Annotated in this window: 21 protein-coding genes; 11 read left to right on the top strand and 10 right to left on the bottom strand. The window is 57.5% G+C overall.

What is annotated here, in order from left to right:
• Positions 1 to 74: 74 nt before the first annotated feature.
• The 9 genes from OBACDRAFT_RS19235 to OBACDRAFT_RS28550 all read right to left on the bottom strand — a co-directional run bounded on the left by OBACDRAFT_RS19235 (position 75) and on the right by OBACDRAFT_RS28550 (position 6,870).
• Entirely contained in the window at positions 75 to 983 is a 909-nt protein-coding gene (locus tag OBACDRAFT_RS19235; protein ID WP_081722205.1) for a hypothetical protein, read from the bottom strand.
• A 32-nt stretch (positions 984 to 1,015) separates the two neighbouring features.
• Positions 1,016 to 1,501 carry a hypothetical protein gene (locus OBACDRAFT_RS19240; RefSeq protein ID WP_043588433.1) on the bottom strand — a complete coding sequence of 162 codons (486 nt, stop codon included), beginning with the start codon at positions 1,499 to 1,501 and terminating at the stop codon, positions 1,016 to 1,018.
• Positions 1,494 to 1,766, bottom strand: coding sequence for a Bbp19 family protein (locus OBACDRAFT_RS19245; RefSeq protein WP_043588435.1), 273 nt, complete (start codon positions 1,764 to 1,766; stop codon positions 1,494 to 1,496). The genes OBACDRAFT_RS19240 and OBACDRAFT_RS19245 overlap by 8 nt, the downstream gene beginning before the upstream one ends.
• Entirely contained in the window at positions 1,763 to 3,451 is a 1,689-nt protein-coding gene (locus OBACDRAFT_RS19250; protein ID WP_043588437.1) for a portal protein, read from the bottom strand. Before OBACDRAFT_RS19250 ends, OBACDRAFT_RS19245 begins: the two co-directional genes overlap by 4 nt.
• A gap of 1 nt (position 3,452) precedes the next feature.
• Complete coding sequence (locus tag OBACDRAFT_RS19255) at positions 3,453 to 3,710, bottom strand: hypothetical protein (protein ID WP_043588439.1); 258 nt, start codon at positions 3,708 to 3,710, stop codon at positions 3,453 to 3,455.
• Entirely contained in the window at positions 3,707 to 4,057 is a 351-nt protein-coding gene (locus OBACDRAFT_RS19260) for a hypothetical protein (protein ID WP_043588441.1), read from the bottom strand. Before OBACDRAFT_RS19260 ends, OBACDRAFT_RS19255 begins: the two co-directional genes overlap by 4 nt.
• Positions 4,054 to 5,613: a phage terminase large subunit family protein gene (locus tag OBACDRAFT_RS19265; protein WP_043588443.1), complete on the bottom strand. Its 1,560-nt coding sequence runs from the start codon at positions 5,611 to 5,613 to the stop codon at positions 4,054 to 4,056. Before OBACDRAFT_RS19265 ends, OBACDRAFT_RS19260 begins: the two co-directional genes overlap by 4 nt.
• A complete protein-coding gene (locus tag OBACDRAFT_RS19270; protein WP_043588445.1) occupies positions 5,610 to 5,918 on the bottom strand; it encodes a hypothetical protein in 309 nt (102 codons plus the stop codon). The genes OBACDRAFT_RS19265 and OBACDRAFT_RS19270 overlap by 4 nt, the downstream gene beginning before the upstream one ends.
• A 349-nt stretch (positions 5,919 to 6,267) precedes the next feature.
• Complete coding sequence (locus OBACDRAFT_RS28550; protein WP_157837198.1) at positions 6,268 to 6,870, bottom strand: hypothetical protein; 603 nt, start codon at positions 6,868 to 6,870, stop codon at positions 6,268 to 6,270.
• A gap of 865 nt (positions 6,871 to 7,735) precedes the next feature.
• Here OBACDRAFT_RS28550 and OBACDRAFT_RS19285 point away from each other — a divergent pair.
• From OBACDRAFT_RS19285 to OBACDRAFT_RS19300, 4 genes are all read left to right on the top strand, one after another.
• Entirely contained in the window at positions 7,736 to 8,050 is a 315-nt protein-coding gene (locus tag OBACDRAFT_RS19285; RefSeq protein WP_043588450.1) for a hypothetical protein, read from the top strand.
• A 55-nt stretch (positions 8,051 to 8,105) separates the two neighbouring features.
• The gene (locus tag OBACDRAFT_RS19290) at positions 8,106 to 8,309 is read left to right on the top strand and encodes a hypothetical protein (protein WP_043588452.1); all 204 of its coding nucleotides are present in this window, start codon (positions 8,106 to 8,108) and stop codon (positions 8,307 to 8,309) included.
• Between the two features lie 7 nt (positions 8,310 to 8,316).
• The gene (locus OBACDRAFT_RS19295; protein WP_043588454.1) at positions 8,317 to 8,538 is read left to right on the top strand and encodes a hypothetical protein; all 222 of its coding nucleotides are present in this window, start codon (positions 8,317 to 8,319) and stop codon (positions 8,536 to 8,538) included.
• Between the two features lie 95 nt (positions 8,539 to 8,633).
• Positions 8,634 to 9,149 (top strand): hypothetical protein, encoded by a 516-nt coding sequence (locus tag OBACDRAFT_RS19300; protein WP_043588456.1) that lies wholly within the window; start codon positions 8,634 to 8,636, stop codon positions 9,147 to 9,149.
• Between the two features lie 180 nt (positions 9,150 to 9,329).
• Here OBACDRAFT_RS19300 and OBACDRAFT_RS28555 read toward each other — a convergent pair whose 3' ends face one another.
• Positions 9,330 to 9,896, bottom strand: coding sequence for a hypothetical protein (locus tag OBACDRAFT_RS28555; RefSeq protein WP_198529946.1), 567 nt, complete (start codon positions 9,894 to 9,896; stop codon positions 9,330 to 9,332).
• 61 nt (positions 9,897 to 9,957) lie between these two features.
• Here OBACDRAFT_RS28555 and OBACDRAFT_RS29030 point away from each other — a divergent pair, with 61 nt between their 5' ends.
• The 7 genes from OBACDRAFT_RS29030 to OBACDRAFT_RS19330 all read left to right on the top strand — a co-directional run bounded on the left by OBACDRAFT_RS29030 (position 9,958) and on the right by OBACDRAFT_RS19330 (position 13,457).
• The gene (locus OBACDRAFT_RS29030; RefSeq protein ID WP_198529947.1) at positions 9,958 to 10,170 is read left to right on the top strand and encodes a ribbon-helix-helix protein, CopG family; all 213 of its coding nucleotides are present in this window, start codon (positions 9,958 to 9,960) and stop codon (positions 10,168 to 10,170) included.
• Entirely contained in the window at positions 10,167 to 10,436 is a 270-nt protein-coding gene (locus OBACDRAFT_RS19310; protein WP_043588459.1) for a hypothetical protein, read from the top strand. Before OBACDRAFT_RS29030 ends, OBACDRAFT_RS19310 begins: the two co-directional genes overlap by 4 nt.
• Positions 10,433 to 10,630, top strand: coding sequence for a hypothetical protein (locus tag OBACDRAFT_RS19315; protein WP_043588461.1), 198 nt, complete (start codon positions 10,433 to 10,435; stop codon positions 10,628 to 10,630). The genes OBACDRAFT_RS19310 and OBACDRAFT_RS19315 overlap by 4 nt, the downstream gene beginning before the upstream one ends.
• Entirely contained in the window at positions 10,627 to 10,770 is a 144-nt protein-coding gene (locus OBACDRAFT_RS28560) for a hypothetical protein (protein ID WP_157837200.1), read from the top strand. Before OBACDRAFT_RS19315 ends, OBACDRAFT_RS28560 begins: the two co-directional genes overlap by 4 nt.
• A 66-nt stretch (positions 10,771 to 10,836) precedes the next feature.
• A complete protein-coding gene (locus tag OBACDRAFT_RS19320) occupies positions 10,837 to 11,055 on the top strand; it encodes a hypothetical protein (protein WP_043588462.1) in 219 nt (72 codons plus the stop codon).
• Between the two features lie 22 nt (positions 11,056 to 11,077).
• Positions 11,078 to 12,235, top strand: a complete 1,158-nt coding sequence (locus tag OBACDRAFT_RS28565; RefSeq protein WP_043588464.1) for a hypothetical protein — start codon at positions 11,078 to 11,080, stop codon at positions 12,233 to 12,235.
• Positions 12,236 to 12,269: 34 nt separating this feature from the next.
• Positions 12,270 to 13,457, top strand: a complete 1,188-nt coding sequence (locus OBACDRAFT_RS19330; protein WP_052362268.1) for an ATP-binding protein — start codon at positions 12,270 to 12,272, stop codon at positions 13,455 to 13,457.
• Positions 13,458 to 13,471: the final 14 nt, after the last annotated feature.

Raw genomic sequence — 13,471 nt, forward strand, 5'->3', positions numbered from 1 at the left:
AAAACGCGCCCCCCCGTGAAAGGGGGCGCGTTCCTCATGCAACTCACTGAAACCGCGGCGTTGTCACCGCGAAACTAAGTTTGCGGATACGCCTTGGCGAAAAGGCCCTGCATGTATTGCACGCGCGCCTCGTGTTGCGGATGCGAAGCGTTCCAGTAGGGATCGTTCTTGTCGTCGTTGATCCTCTGGATTTCCGCTTTCGGATCGCCGGAGAAACGCCCCTGCGCATCGCGTCCGCCGGGCAGGTTGGTATCCTCGGAAATCAACTCGCCGACCTTCGCCATCGCTTTGATGAAGGCAGGATTGTTGGCGAGTGTGGGATCGGCAATCAGGGCGTCGCCGCCGACAGCGATTGCGGCCTGTTTCGCGGCAACGACTTTCTTGTCGTAGTCCGCTCCCCATTCGGTTTTGAGCGCCGTGACTGCTTGCTCCCGTTGTTGCGTCTGTTGCGTTTCAGCGGCCTTGACCGCCTCTTGCGTTGTGCCGAGTTGCCACGCAACGAGGGCTTGCGCTTGCTTGGGTGTGAGTCCGAGTTCGTGAGCCTTGGCTTGGAATCCAGCAACGAGCTTGTCATCCCAGACGCCATCTGGAACGCCGTCCGGTCGCTTGATGCCGTATGCATCGGGCTTTTCAGGACGTCCGAGTTTTTGATAAAAGGCGTTCCACTCTTCCGGCGTGCTGTTCTCAGTCGGCAAGACAACTTTGTCCCGGCCAAGTTGCGATTCCAACGAGGCGTAGGAGCCGAGCACGGATTTCAGCGATGTGAATTTGCTCTCGAAGGTATCGGGAGCGCCGAAGGCCTTCGCCCATCCGGCTTGCAGCGAGCCGTCTTCCTTCACGAAGGTGCGAAGGTCTGTGGAGGCCTGTTGCTGTTGTTGTTGCTGGCCGTCGCCACCGCCACCACCGGTTTCGTCGCCATCGGCGTGAAGGCAGACCGGCATGAGCCAGCGAATTAGTCCAAAGAATCGGAATTGTTTATTCATGGTATTCAAGTTATTGTGTGTTTAATGGGAGATTATTTGCCGCCTTTGTTTTTCTCTTCCAGCCAGGCGACGAAGGCGGGCGTCTTGTCGCCAAAGCGCGGATCGAGGTCGGGGCCGTCCGGGTGTTTCGGATGCTTGTACGGCGCGAATTTCCGGTCCATCGAGGGCGGGCGGGCTCCCGCCGCCGGACCGGATGCCGGTGGCGTAGGAATGCCCGGCACGGGGGCCGGGTTCGCGGTAGTGCCCGCTACCGGAAGAGGAGTGGAGGGGGGGGGGAGGGGGGGCTTCCCGTTCTCAATCTCGATTTCACTGCCCGACACCTCGATCTTTTGCGAGGCGAGCCAGCGCAAGATCGTCGGTCGGTAGCGGCCCATGTCGGCCTTGACCAACACGCCCTGCGTGCCGGTGTCGTAGGTGGCGACGATGATGCCGTCACGTACGATGTTTGCGATGCCGCCAAGCGGCTCGCTGATGTCGTAGCCGGCTTTCGCCGGTGTAGTTGGTTTTTCGTTACTCATGGTATGGTGTTTTGTTTTCTAGCGTGGAAAGCCTCGAATGGATCGACGCGAGGATGTGCCGGACGGGCTCTTTCATCCCCTCCGTATGGGCGACTTCCTGAGCGTCCATGCCCGGCCTGTAAGACGGGTTTTCAATGCCGTCCTTCGTGAAGCCGAACTTTTGAAGAAGGTCCTCGAGCACGATCTTTCCGTGCTCGCCCTCAAACACGCGATGGTAGGCGGTGCGGACTTTCAGGGCGTGTTGATAGCATTCGCTCTCTGTCATTGCATCGCCCCTCCGATGGCGTCAGTTGCGGCCTGCTGTGCCTGCGGCCCAAGTTTCTGCGCGGCACCGGCGGCTTGGTTCGCCGCCGACGCCATCTGTTCGAGTTGCGCGGCCTGATTGGCTTGCGCCTGTGCCTGCATCATCTCCGCAACCTCTTCCTCGCTATTCTGCCACTCTTGCGGCAGGCCGGAATTACGAGCCACGCCACGCGCGGCTTTTTTCCAATTGATGACCAGAGCAACAGTCGGATCAAACGTCGCCATCCCTCCAATAAGATCCATCATTTGCGCGAGCGCCCCGTTCTGCGCGGCTTTGATGGCGAGGGCGATCTTGGAGACGTAGTCGATTTCGTATTCAAGCGACTCTCCTTCAGCCATCGGAGGCGGGGCGAAAATGCCCGCCCGCATCAGGATATTGAATACACGTTCGAGGACGGGATTCAACTTTTCCTGTGTGATCCGCGCGAACATCGGATGGAACAGCACGAGCTTCTCTTGCATCAACTGCGCCACCTCAAACGCGGTCTTATCCCGCTTCATCGCGTCAGGGTTCGAGAGCATCTTGAACATGTCCACGAACCACGCCCGGCGGATGACCTCACGCTTGTCATTCAGAACCTTATCCCCGATGTCCAAACGGGCAGTGTCGCGCAACCGCTCCGGCTTGTTGTTTGGATTCGATGCGTCCCAATAGAATACGCCGCCGGGTCGATTGTCCGGACGCCACGAAGAGTCCTGCGGAGCCAGCCAAGGCGGATTCACCTGTTGCTCCAGAGACAGCAACAGGTCGCGCTCCATCCGGTTCACGAGCTTGATTTCAGGCATGACCTGATCTCCCGGCCCGCGCCCGTAAATCTCGTTGTTGCCTCGCAACAGGCGGGCAACGGCAATCGGCATCTCGTAAAAACCGCCCTCTTCGATCACATGAATTGCCTGTTTGTCCACGTACACCGAGGCAATCGGGCGCTTCTTGCCGATCCCCGGTCCCTGCTTTCCATCCCGGCGCGGATACACCGCATGGATGATCTGGAAACGCTTGTCCCGATCCGACGCCGTTTTCGAATTAAGCGCGTCCAGCATCGGCTTCGAAAGTTTGTCCTCACCCCATTTCTGCGCGCACTGGCGGGCGGTAAACCGGAACTCACGAAAGACGGTGTCAACCAGACCTTCCGCATCCTCCTCGATCACGAACGTGCCAACGGGCACGTTCGTAAAGTTGAGCAGCCCCCCACGCTGACCACGCAAGGCCGCGCCCTCTTCACAGAACAGTGACGCGATCGAGAATCCCGCCATGTCCATGAAATCTTCATGGATGCCGAGGTAAAAATTGCTGGCATGGAGGGCGGCGGCTGCGCGGTGCGTGCAATCGTCAAACCATTCGACCACGGGCGCGGACGCACCCGGACGCGCCGAAAAGCGGAACCAGAGTTCTCCCGCCGGGACAAGGGAGGACAGGAGACCGGCGGCGTAAACCAGCGCCGATTCATTGGCGGTGGAGTCATAGATGTCCGTCGTCTGCGCCTCGCCACCGTGCTTGTCCCCCATGCTGAGAATGTCGCCTTTCGACGGCAGGATGTAGCGGGCGGCATCGTGCCAGCGTGAACGCCAGTTGGCCTGACGCGAAAGACCGGCCTCGTATCGGCCAATCAAATCCTCCGCCAGTTTGTTGGTCTCGGTATTGGACATGTTACGCACCTCCGAGGACGGTTGCCGAGCCCTTGCCGGAGCCGGGCGCACTGTCACCAGCGCCGGCGAGAATCGTTGACTGGATGCCCTTCTTTCGGGCGGCGTCCTTCAACGTGTCCCGACGCTGCAACTGGACTTCTGTTGCCGTCGCCGCCGGGGGCGGCGCGGCAGGCGCGGGCATGGCTGGTGTGCCGCCGCCCTTGTGACGGAAGGCATGACGAAGGATGCGCGGCGGATTGGTGATGAGTGCTGTATTCATAATTTGGAGATCAGTTGGTTGAGTCGGTCGAAAGGATAAAAGCGGAGCTTGTTGTTGCGCTCGAAAGAGGCCCAGGGAAGAGGGTAGGGGAACATCGACAGCGCCGCCCGCATGTCTCCGGCGAACAAATACAAGTGCCAGCAATCGCAGACGCAGTCCGGCCAAGAGTAGTTTGGGTCAACAATCTGCAAGTGCAGCGCGCAACGCGGCACCGAACGTCCCATCACGAAATAATCGGGTGCGTTGAACACGTAGCCGTGTCGGAAATGCAGGGCCAAATCATCTTCAAATAGACGCGCGCACGGCTCACGGCCGTAAACCAAAGCGGCTTCCTCGAACGGTTTCACAGCCTGAATCCCTCCCACGGCGAAATTGCCGTCTGCCGACGCTGTTGCTGGCGCTGCTGTTGCTGGCTGATTGCCGACGAATCCGACACCATCCCAAGGTTGATCGCCTCCGCCGCCGTGCGAGCGGCGTCGGACGGATGCGAACTGGCATCATGCACCGGCTCATCGGAGAGAATGCCCGACGACGAAACCGGCTTCGTGTGATACACCTCCAGCGCGGCCAGCCCATCGCCGCACCCGGCGAGGTTGAATTGTGAACGCATCAGCAAGTCGCGGAGCTGGTTGATCCCGATCCAAATGTCATGCGTCCGGCGCACAACGCGCAGATTTTGCAGCCCCGCCTTCTTCAGCTCAGTGATATACGACGTGCCCGTGTTCGCGTGGCCGGCTTCCGCGTCATGAGGCAGGTAATGATACGCCACCGGAATCCCGGCAGACCTGATTACATTCGCCGCCTGCGCAGCTGACGAACGCTCCAACGTCACATGCTTGATCCAGTCCATCCGGTTGCCGCGAAGCTGGAACCACCAAATGTCCGTTGTGTCGCTGTGCCCAATGTCCCATGACGTGTAAACCGGGAAAGTCCTGTCCCACTGGAACGGATAAATCTGCCCATTGGCGCGAATCTTCGCGATGACATCGCCATAAATCGCCCCCTCGATTGGAGCCTTGAAACACTCGTCAACCGTGCTCGGAAACTCGCGGAAACAGTTCAATCCCGCGCCCTCGAACGCCTTCACCTGATACCAAATGCGTTGTTCCAGCGAAAGCGGACGCCTGATCTGTTGCGAAATCTCATCGAGATAAGCGTTCACCTCGCCGCTCACCCGATCCGGAGGCCCGGCCATCACGTTGCGGGCATCCTCACACCAGCCGCCAAACACCAACGTCCAATCCAAATCCGTTCTCGACGCATCCGGCAACTCCTGTGCGCGAGTCACGATATCGTGGAAATAATTCCGCGTCTTGCCCCGGCTGCGGCCCATCGCCGTTGACTCCACCACAACCAGCCCGGATGTCGGCACCGAAGGGATCGCGCCGGTCTGGATTTCTTCCGCACGCTTTGGATCGTGGTGCGCGATCTTGCCCAGCTCTGAAATGAGCATGACTTGCGGCGTGCCACCACGCGACGAAGCCGACGCCAGACAGAACGAACCATTATCTAACGCCAGTTCCGTGCCCGAGGAACGCAGCGTCGGGATTTGCAGCTCAGGACTCAGACGCCCCATCTCCTCATGGGCAAACGTCACCATGTGCTGGAGTTTCTTGCCCGCATCACCCTCCGACATGTCGATAATCGCCCCCTCCGTGTTTGGACGAACGTTCATCGTATCCAAAATGACCAGACTCATGCACGTCGAGCACCCCAGCTTGCGCGCCTTTGGCAGCACGATCCGCTTACGCTTGTCCTCGTAAATCGCCTTCAGCAGCTTTTGCTGCGTCACGTTCGGATAAAACGGTATCGACACACCCTTGTCATCGCGGATGCGGTAAAATCCGTTTGAGAGGCGACCGTGAGCAGTCAGGAACCGTTCTGGAATGTCTTCGCGCCTCATCTGTTCGTGTCCCCTGATTTGGCAAAATCCCAAAAGCCTTCCGAAATTCGCACATCATGCTTTTGCGGTGCCTCGTCCCCCGACATGCGATTATCAACATTGATCGCCTTGATCTTCTCGTCCGGCGTCGAACGCGCTGAATGCACGATACGATAAAGCCAGCGTCGCTTCTGCTCTCGCGTCATGACCTTGTTCGTCACACGCGACTCCACCACGTCTTGCTTCTGCTCTCGCGTGCGCTTCTGCGCACGCGGCTTCAACGGCTTCACCACAGGCAACGTCAGCTTGGGAACTTTCTTCTTCACGGCGCCACCTCCCCAGCCGGCCCGCGAATATCAACACCCTCACCAATCGCAGCCACGTAGCCGTCCGCCCCAATATACTCCCCGGCATGGCCTGGCATCTCCCCGCTCCCTCCAATCCACGTTACCAACCGCAATACACGCCTCTCCCCGTCCACAGACACCCCCAACACAGGACTCCAACCATTCACCCCATCCTCACCGTCCTTCTTGACCGTCCCGCCGGTACCGCTCACCGCAGCCGCTGCCGTCGATACTGCCACCGCAGCCGCATCACGCGCCTGCCCAAGCGTTGCCTTACGCATGTAGCTCTTCGGCGAGCCTCGTTTCCGGGTATATGGGTTGTTCGGCATCAGACAGAACCCTCCCCGCTTGCCGGGCTTCCGGCATTGCCGACGCGCCCGGCTGCGCTTTTGTCGGAAGTGCTATGACCAACAAAACTATTACCGCTGTCGGCATTACCGACAGTCTCTCCGCCGTTAACGCCTTTCTCGAAAACAACGGCAGCAACGCCGCTTTCCTTGGAACCCAAACCCTCGGAAACACGCTTATCTTCCTTGTCGGGTGGACCAACTCCACCAAATACCTCACCCCCGACAAGTCCATCGGGATTCGATGGGGGGGAGAAAACTTCAAGGCTAACCAGGAAGCGTCCGGGGCCTGAACTGACAGCCCCGCGCGCCGTAACCTCATTTTGACCCAAAATAAACCCCGCCTTTTCCAGACCGCGCAGCACGACGATCAACCGCTCGTACGCACTGCCTTGGGATACATTTGCCGGTTCGCTCATGTATCCAGCAACCGCCCTCATCACAACACCGTCAAGTTTCACAAACCCACCAAAACCCATCTGAACCCAGCCAAACCTAGAACCAGCCAAATTGACGTAAAAACCGCCTCTCAACCACGACAACAGCGAGTTGTTAGCTCCATCAACAGCGGTCGATGACTCCACGGTCCCAAGCGCGTATGAACCCCAAACACACACACCGGCCAGCGCTCACGCGCTGGCCTTTTGATTTCAAATTACGATCTTCAACCGGACGCAGATCAGCAGACATTCAAAACCACTGACACAGCAGCCCCCCTATATAGGGGGCTGCATGTCAGTATGTCAGTAGGATGACATGGCAGTTAAATGTCAGTGGAATGTCAGTTGTCAGTAAAACAATAGAACCGCATCGCTTCCAATATGTTGCGATAATCTAAAGCCGAAAAAGAAAAATGTCAGTGAACTAAATTTGTGTATCCAAAAATCCAACAACTGACACCGGGCAATGTCAGTTGCATGAAAAATTATTCACGCAGTGACTTTTGCAACGACTTACAAATTTGCGCTCCGCGCACACTGACGTGCTGACGACGTTGCCCCCATTGCGAATATCACCTGGCATCTAAGATAAACTGACAGCCGGGATGAGGGGACGGACGTCGCCTCTGCGCCGCCCATCGTGGCAATCACAACGCCCGCTTCCGCGGAAGTGATTGCCGCGACTGGCGGCTAATTTCCTCAAAACAACTTCGCAGTATCCCCAAGCCCACGATCTGACGGAAAATCCGTCATAACGTGTCAAACCCCACTCCACTGCGAACCGGCCCGCGCTTCGCGTCGGGGGTAAGGCCGGTTCGGGCGTTCGCTTCGCTCACGTCACGGGGCCTCATTGCCGGCCCCGAACCCCGCTAGGGGAACTAAAAAAGAAAGCAAAAACGGCGCAACCACTTGGAATACAAATTGATATGAAAAACATTCTCGCATTTTGTTCTTGCCATTTTGGAAGGCTGAAATAACCTTAAGTCGTTAACGACGAACAAATAAAGTTATGAACCCGACCAACAAAATATCACACACGCCCGGCCCTTGGAAGGTCCGCGAAGATTATACCGGCGATTTTTTGACCGAGTTAGAAATTATTGCGGATAACTCATATTATCACCGCATCGCCCGCATCAATGCCGAGGAAGAATCAGCATTAGTGCAGGAACAGGGAGCCAACGCCCGCCTCATCGCCGCCGCGCCGGAACTGTTGGCCGCGCTCAAGGAATGCCTCGATCTCCTCACAGTCGGGCACAATTCACACGCCTACACCGTTGTGCGGGCAGGCAAAGCCATCGCCAAAGCGGAGGGACGGGAATGATCACCCGGACACCTACCCCCGGAGCCACATTCGCAAAAATCAACCCATCCACGCCATGACACCACAAAAAGCCATCCAACATCTCGTCAACCAACTCCGCCAGAGCGAACACGGCCAAGTCGCCGCCGATGCCCTTTGGACCTACCTCGATACCGCCGGACACGGCCTCGATGCCGAGAATCAGACCGCCGTCGAAGGTCTCATCAAGGCCGCCCATCGCGGCTACATCGGCACCGTCCTCGAAGCACTCAAACACTGACAACATCATGAGCCGCTTTGCCTACAAACCGCCCCGTATCATGCCGGCCCGTTTCGCATCCACTTGCCCGGAAACGGGCAAGCCCATCCGTAAGGGCGACGAAATCGCCTACTTTCCCGACGAACGCAAAGCCTACCACGCCGAGAGCGGAAAAGCCCAGCGCCTCCGGGATGACATCCGCGCCCGCGAGGCAACCGCTGCGTTGGGCCTCGCAGATGCTGACTGGTAGCCTCCCGACCGCCGGCCCCACGCTGGCAGGGATGACGGAGCCAGCCCGCAACTTCACCGTTGCGGGCTTTTTTGTGTCCGCATAAAGCCGAACACATGAAAACGCTTTCCTCCCTCGCTTGCCTGCTTGCCGCCGTGATGTTTGTTGGATGCGACCGCCGAATTTCGCACTTAGAAACCCAAGTCCAAGACTTAACAGAGCAAATCAAAATTACTCAAGAAGACCTGGCAAAAGCACGGAATCAAATCACTCAGGTGGCTCGATCCTCCTCCGAATCACAACAAGAACGAATAGAAAGAGAAACTAAATTTTCGCAGGAAGCCGATAAGACCAACCAGCACATCCACAGTCTGGCTGAAATGATTGGGCAAAACCAAGCTCGACTAAATGCTATCGAAAAAAGCATGATACAGGACCAAACTCTTTTGCGTGCGGCTGTTAGTCAAATAGAGGATCATGATCGAATACTAATCTTAGAGGCAAAACGTCCAGCCATCGCCCCAGAAGAAATTTCCGCATTGAAAAAGGCAAACGAACGAAATCAATTCCGCATCGAATCAATCGAGCGAAAACTGGGAACACGAGATATGAGCGGAATTGTTTACCCTTAACCCGTTTTCATTACGCCCCTTGCATGGACCAAGAACCATGCAACTGGATCGAAGAAGATTACGAAAAAGCAGCAGTTTTGTTGCTTCTGGAAAAAACGCCAAAGGCAAAGCGGCCCCATTATTGGGCAACTGCTTTCGATACTCTCTGGAAAATGACGCCCCAAAACAGAAAAAACGCCTTCAGGCGTCATTGGCATCATGAGTTCGCTTATCGAGAGGTTTCTTGATTCGATCTGAAACTTTGTCCGCAAGAGGCTTCATTTTTAGAACCTTAATGATTCCAGACATACCCTCTTGCGGAACATTGGCACTATCTGTAACATCCACGCAAGTAGCGTGATTTGTATAATCCCATGGGTTATAAACAGTTTCCTCGTTCGGGAGGATTTTCACAGATATCGACGTTTGCGTAGTAGCAAACGCTCTCGCTTCTTGTTCGTTACTGGCGCGTACCAAAATTCGATCTTTGATTGTGCTAGCCTTCCAGTTCGGATGACTAGGGTCCACTGGGCAAAGGAGAAATATCCTACCAGAGATGAACTTAAACAGCCTTGCCCGGCTTTCATAAGCATCCACAAAATCGCGCTCAATTAGCCTTCCAACATAATCCGAAAGGCTACGGAGTCCAAGGCGAATTACCGCGTCGTCTGCTTTTTTTCGAGAAGAAGGAGAAAGCATTATATTTATCCTATCTTTCTTATCTTCATATGTTTGTGTGTTTTTTGCCATACACACGTTTATGCGCATTGATATGCCTTGTGTCAAAAATAACTTTACACACACAAAGCTACACACTTAAATGCTCCACATGACCCAATCTCGAACTAACTGGCGAGTGCCAATGCCGCGCAAAGGCCGACCGACTAATATTTACCTGCCCGATGACTTAACCCGCATCGCTCGCAAAAAATTCGCAAAGACTGGGCTTTCGCTCAGCGAGGCTATACGCGAATTTCTCAGTTACGAGGTATCTCACAAAGACAGCCTTCTTGATGTCGCCCGCAAACAAGCCGCCGCATGACCGACGCCGACCGCCAACTTATGCGGCGTATTGCCGACAAGTTAGAGGTCATCCCCAAGATGCCCGCCGATGCCACCGCCGCCGCCTTTTGCCGCCAAGCCGCTCACACCAGAGGCTGGTTCACAGCCAAGGAATTTGCCGCCGTCGTTGGACGTAACGAAGATTTCATTACGGCCCGCTGCAAAAGAAAAGCCATCAAAACACTCCCCGGTGGGAAACCCTACCGCATCCCACTTTCCGAAGAAACCGACTGGAACCTCATATGAACAACCGCTTCGACAACTTTACGCAGGCCGAACTGGAGGTTTTGCTCGATGCCCTCCAAGCCGCCGATTCCACCGAATACCCTCATCCCGAAAAGTGGGATCACATCCGCTGGGAACTACACAAAGAGGCCGGCGTCAACGCCCGCGCATGCAACACCCCATCGGGCAGCCACCTTCACCCATCCGCGCCATGACATCTGACATGCACCCCGTAATTTCCCACCTCCTTGCCGCCGCCGCTGGCATCATCGTTTTTGCCTGCGTATTGGCACTTCTGATACGCACGCCAAAGCGCCCCAACCTCGGCACTATCGACCTCCGCCGCCACCGCTAAACCTCCCATTTAACCACCACTGAAAACAAGCGGGGGACACCCCCGCCAAGCCACTGCTTTGCCTATATGCCAACGCCACCCAACACCGAACCGCCCGCCGACATCGGCCACGAACTCCGCGAACTCAATCGCAAGTTTTCCCGCATCGAGGGCGTCTTGCTCCGCACACTACTGCGGAAAGAAAGCCGCGCACAGCAAGCCAAAGTCGCCGGTGTGCACCGCTCCACACTCTGGTACCGCGAAAAGCGGGAGCGCCTCCGCCAGATGGCTGATGGCCGCATCTGAATTTCCCAACCCACCACCACCAATGAAATACAACGAAGTAGAAGAAATGTGCCGGGTCACGCTCACCAGCGATGACCTCGTGAAAATCGGCGAAAACGCCGGTGATAACGGACTGAAAAAAACCCAACTCGGGTCCGAACTCGAGCGGATCAAAAAGGATTACAAGAACCGGATCGAAGCGCTCGCTGCCGAAATCGAACTCGACCACGAGAAGTTGCGGACCAAATACGAGATGCGAAAGACTCTCTGTTTCTGGACTTACGACACGCCCAAGAAGGGACGCAAAACCCTTCGCCGCGTCGATACGGGAGAAGTCATCCGTGATGAAGTCATGGACGGCAACGACACACAGCACGTCATGGCAACCATCGACGCCGAGGCCGCAACGCAGGCCGTTGCGAAGGCCGTGACCGGAGACGCTGGCGCTCTCCCGCAACTGCCCGCCGACATAGCTCCGCCCACTGGTTCTGCCCCCGGCGTGAAGTCAAAAAAATTCCGCGAGCACTACACCAGCGAAGCGTTTTCCACCGCCCGCTGTTACGAGTTCGCGTCGTGGCTCCACCGCGTTTTCTCCGTCACTGGCGACCTGATTTCAGAAATGGTCGAAGAGATCATTGCGAAGCCCGAGACCAACCGTGCCGAGTTCCTGCAATGGCTCGAAGAGTTGCCCCGCCCCGGCTCCCGCGTGCTGGCCCGCGAGCTGCGCGAACGCGGCATCAAGACGCTGGCGGAGACGGTGTCCGTTCCCGCGCCGGAAAAACCCGCGCCCGCCGCAGAACTCCCCCTTGAACCGTGGCCCGAGGTCGGCGATGCGGTGCTCGGCTCCGCCATCTTCGACGCTGAAACATCGGGCAAGTTCGCGGAATACCTCCGCGAAATCTACTATCCGTTCGGCACGCTCGACCCCTCGCCCGAAAACATCGAGGCCGGCATCGATGACCTCTCCGGCATCGGCGACATCCTCTCCCTCTTCCTCCAGTGGATCGAGGAGGCCCCCCGTCCCGGCGGCAAAGCCGTCTCCGACGCCCTGCGCAAGACCGGCGTTGTTCCGCCTGCCGTGCAGACGTCCGCCGACGAAAAGCCCAGCAAGCCCCGCCGCGCCAGCCGCAACGGCGTGGTCGGTTGCGATGCGGACGGCGACGGCCTCTCCGATCCAGAAGACAACAAAAACGGCCAGTAATGGCCCAACCGTAACCACAAACCCACTACACACAATGGCACTCAACATCATCAAGGGCATTCAGAAAAAGCCCATCAAGGCCGTGATCTACGGCCCCCCCGGCGTCGGCAAGACGACGCTTGGCGCCGGTCTGCCCAAGCCGCTCTTCATCGACGCGGAGGACGGCACCGCGCAACTCGACGTCGCCCGCGTGCCGGTCTCCACCGCCGCCGGACTCCGCTCCACCATCGCCGAAATCCGCAAGGACCGACAGGGTTTTGAGACCCTCGTCATCGACACTGGCGACTGGGTCGAAACCCTGATCACCGAAGAGACCCTCGCCGCGCAAAAGGTAAAAAACATCGAGGATGTCGGATACGGCAAGGGCTGGACATACCTCCGCGAAGCATGGTCCCGCTTCCTTGCCGACCTCGACGCCATCGCCACCACCGGAATGCACGTCGTTATCCTCGCCCACAGTGTCACGCAGAAGATTGCGCTCCCCGGCCAGCCCGCCGCCTACGACACTTTTTCTCTCAAGCTCGATCCGAAAAATTCCGAACGGCTCAAGGAATGGGCGTCGATGATCCTGTTCCTCAACTACGACGTGCAGGTCCAGAAAGGCAAAGATGGCCGCATGCGCGGAGTCGGCGGCGACGAGCGCGTGTTGTTTACGTCGCCGTCTGCGGCATGGATCGCCAAAAACCGCTTCGGCCTCGATCCCGTTCTCACCGCCGAAGCCGCCCACCTGTTGCCGATCTTCACCGGCAAAGTCACTACCCCAGCCACGACGCCGACACCGCCCCCCGCGACACCGGAGCCTCCCCCCCCCCCGTCCCCCATCACGGCGGACCAACTTTACGCGCTACGCAAATATGCCGCTGATTACACTCCGCTGCGCGATCTCATCAGCAAGGCATTGGAACACTACAAAGAGACGGCCCTTGACCTCCTCACCACTAAACAAGCGGAGACGATACTTGACCGATGCGAGGAAGAAAAAGCAAAGCTTGCTCCCCCCGCGTCCAAGCCCGCCGCGCCCGCCTACCCGTGGGGCAATTTGCTTCGTTGGCTGGAGGCCAACGAAGCCGCAGTTAATACCTTTCTTGTATCCGTAAAATGGATCGAAGCGGGGAAGACCTTCCGCGATCTGCCCCCGGACCGTTGCGACAAAATCAAAGATGCGCCCGCCCGTTTTGCGCGCGGTGCCAGCATCGATCCCGCCACCATCCCCGCCGCCTAGCCCACCACAACCAG

It is taken from the genome of Geminisphaera colitermitum TAV2 (assembly GCF_000171235.2).
Classification (GTDB): domain Bacteria; phylum Verrucomicrobiota; class Verrucomicrobiia; order Opitutales; family Opitutaceae; genus Geminisphaera; species Geminisphaera colitermitum.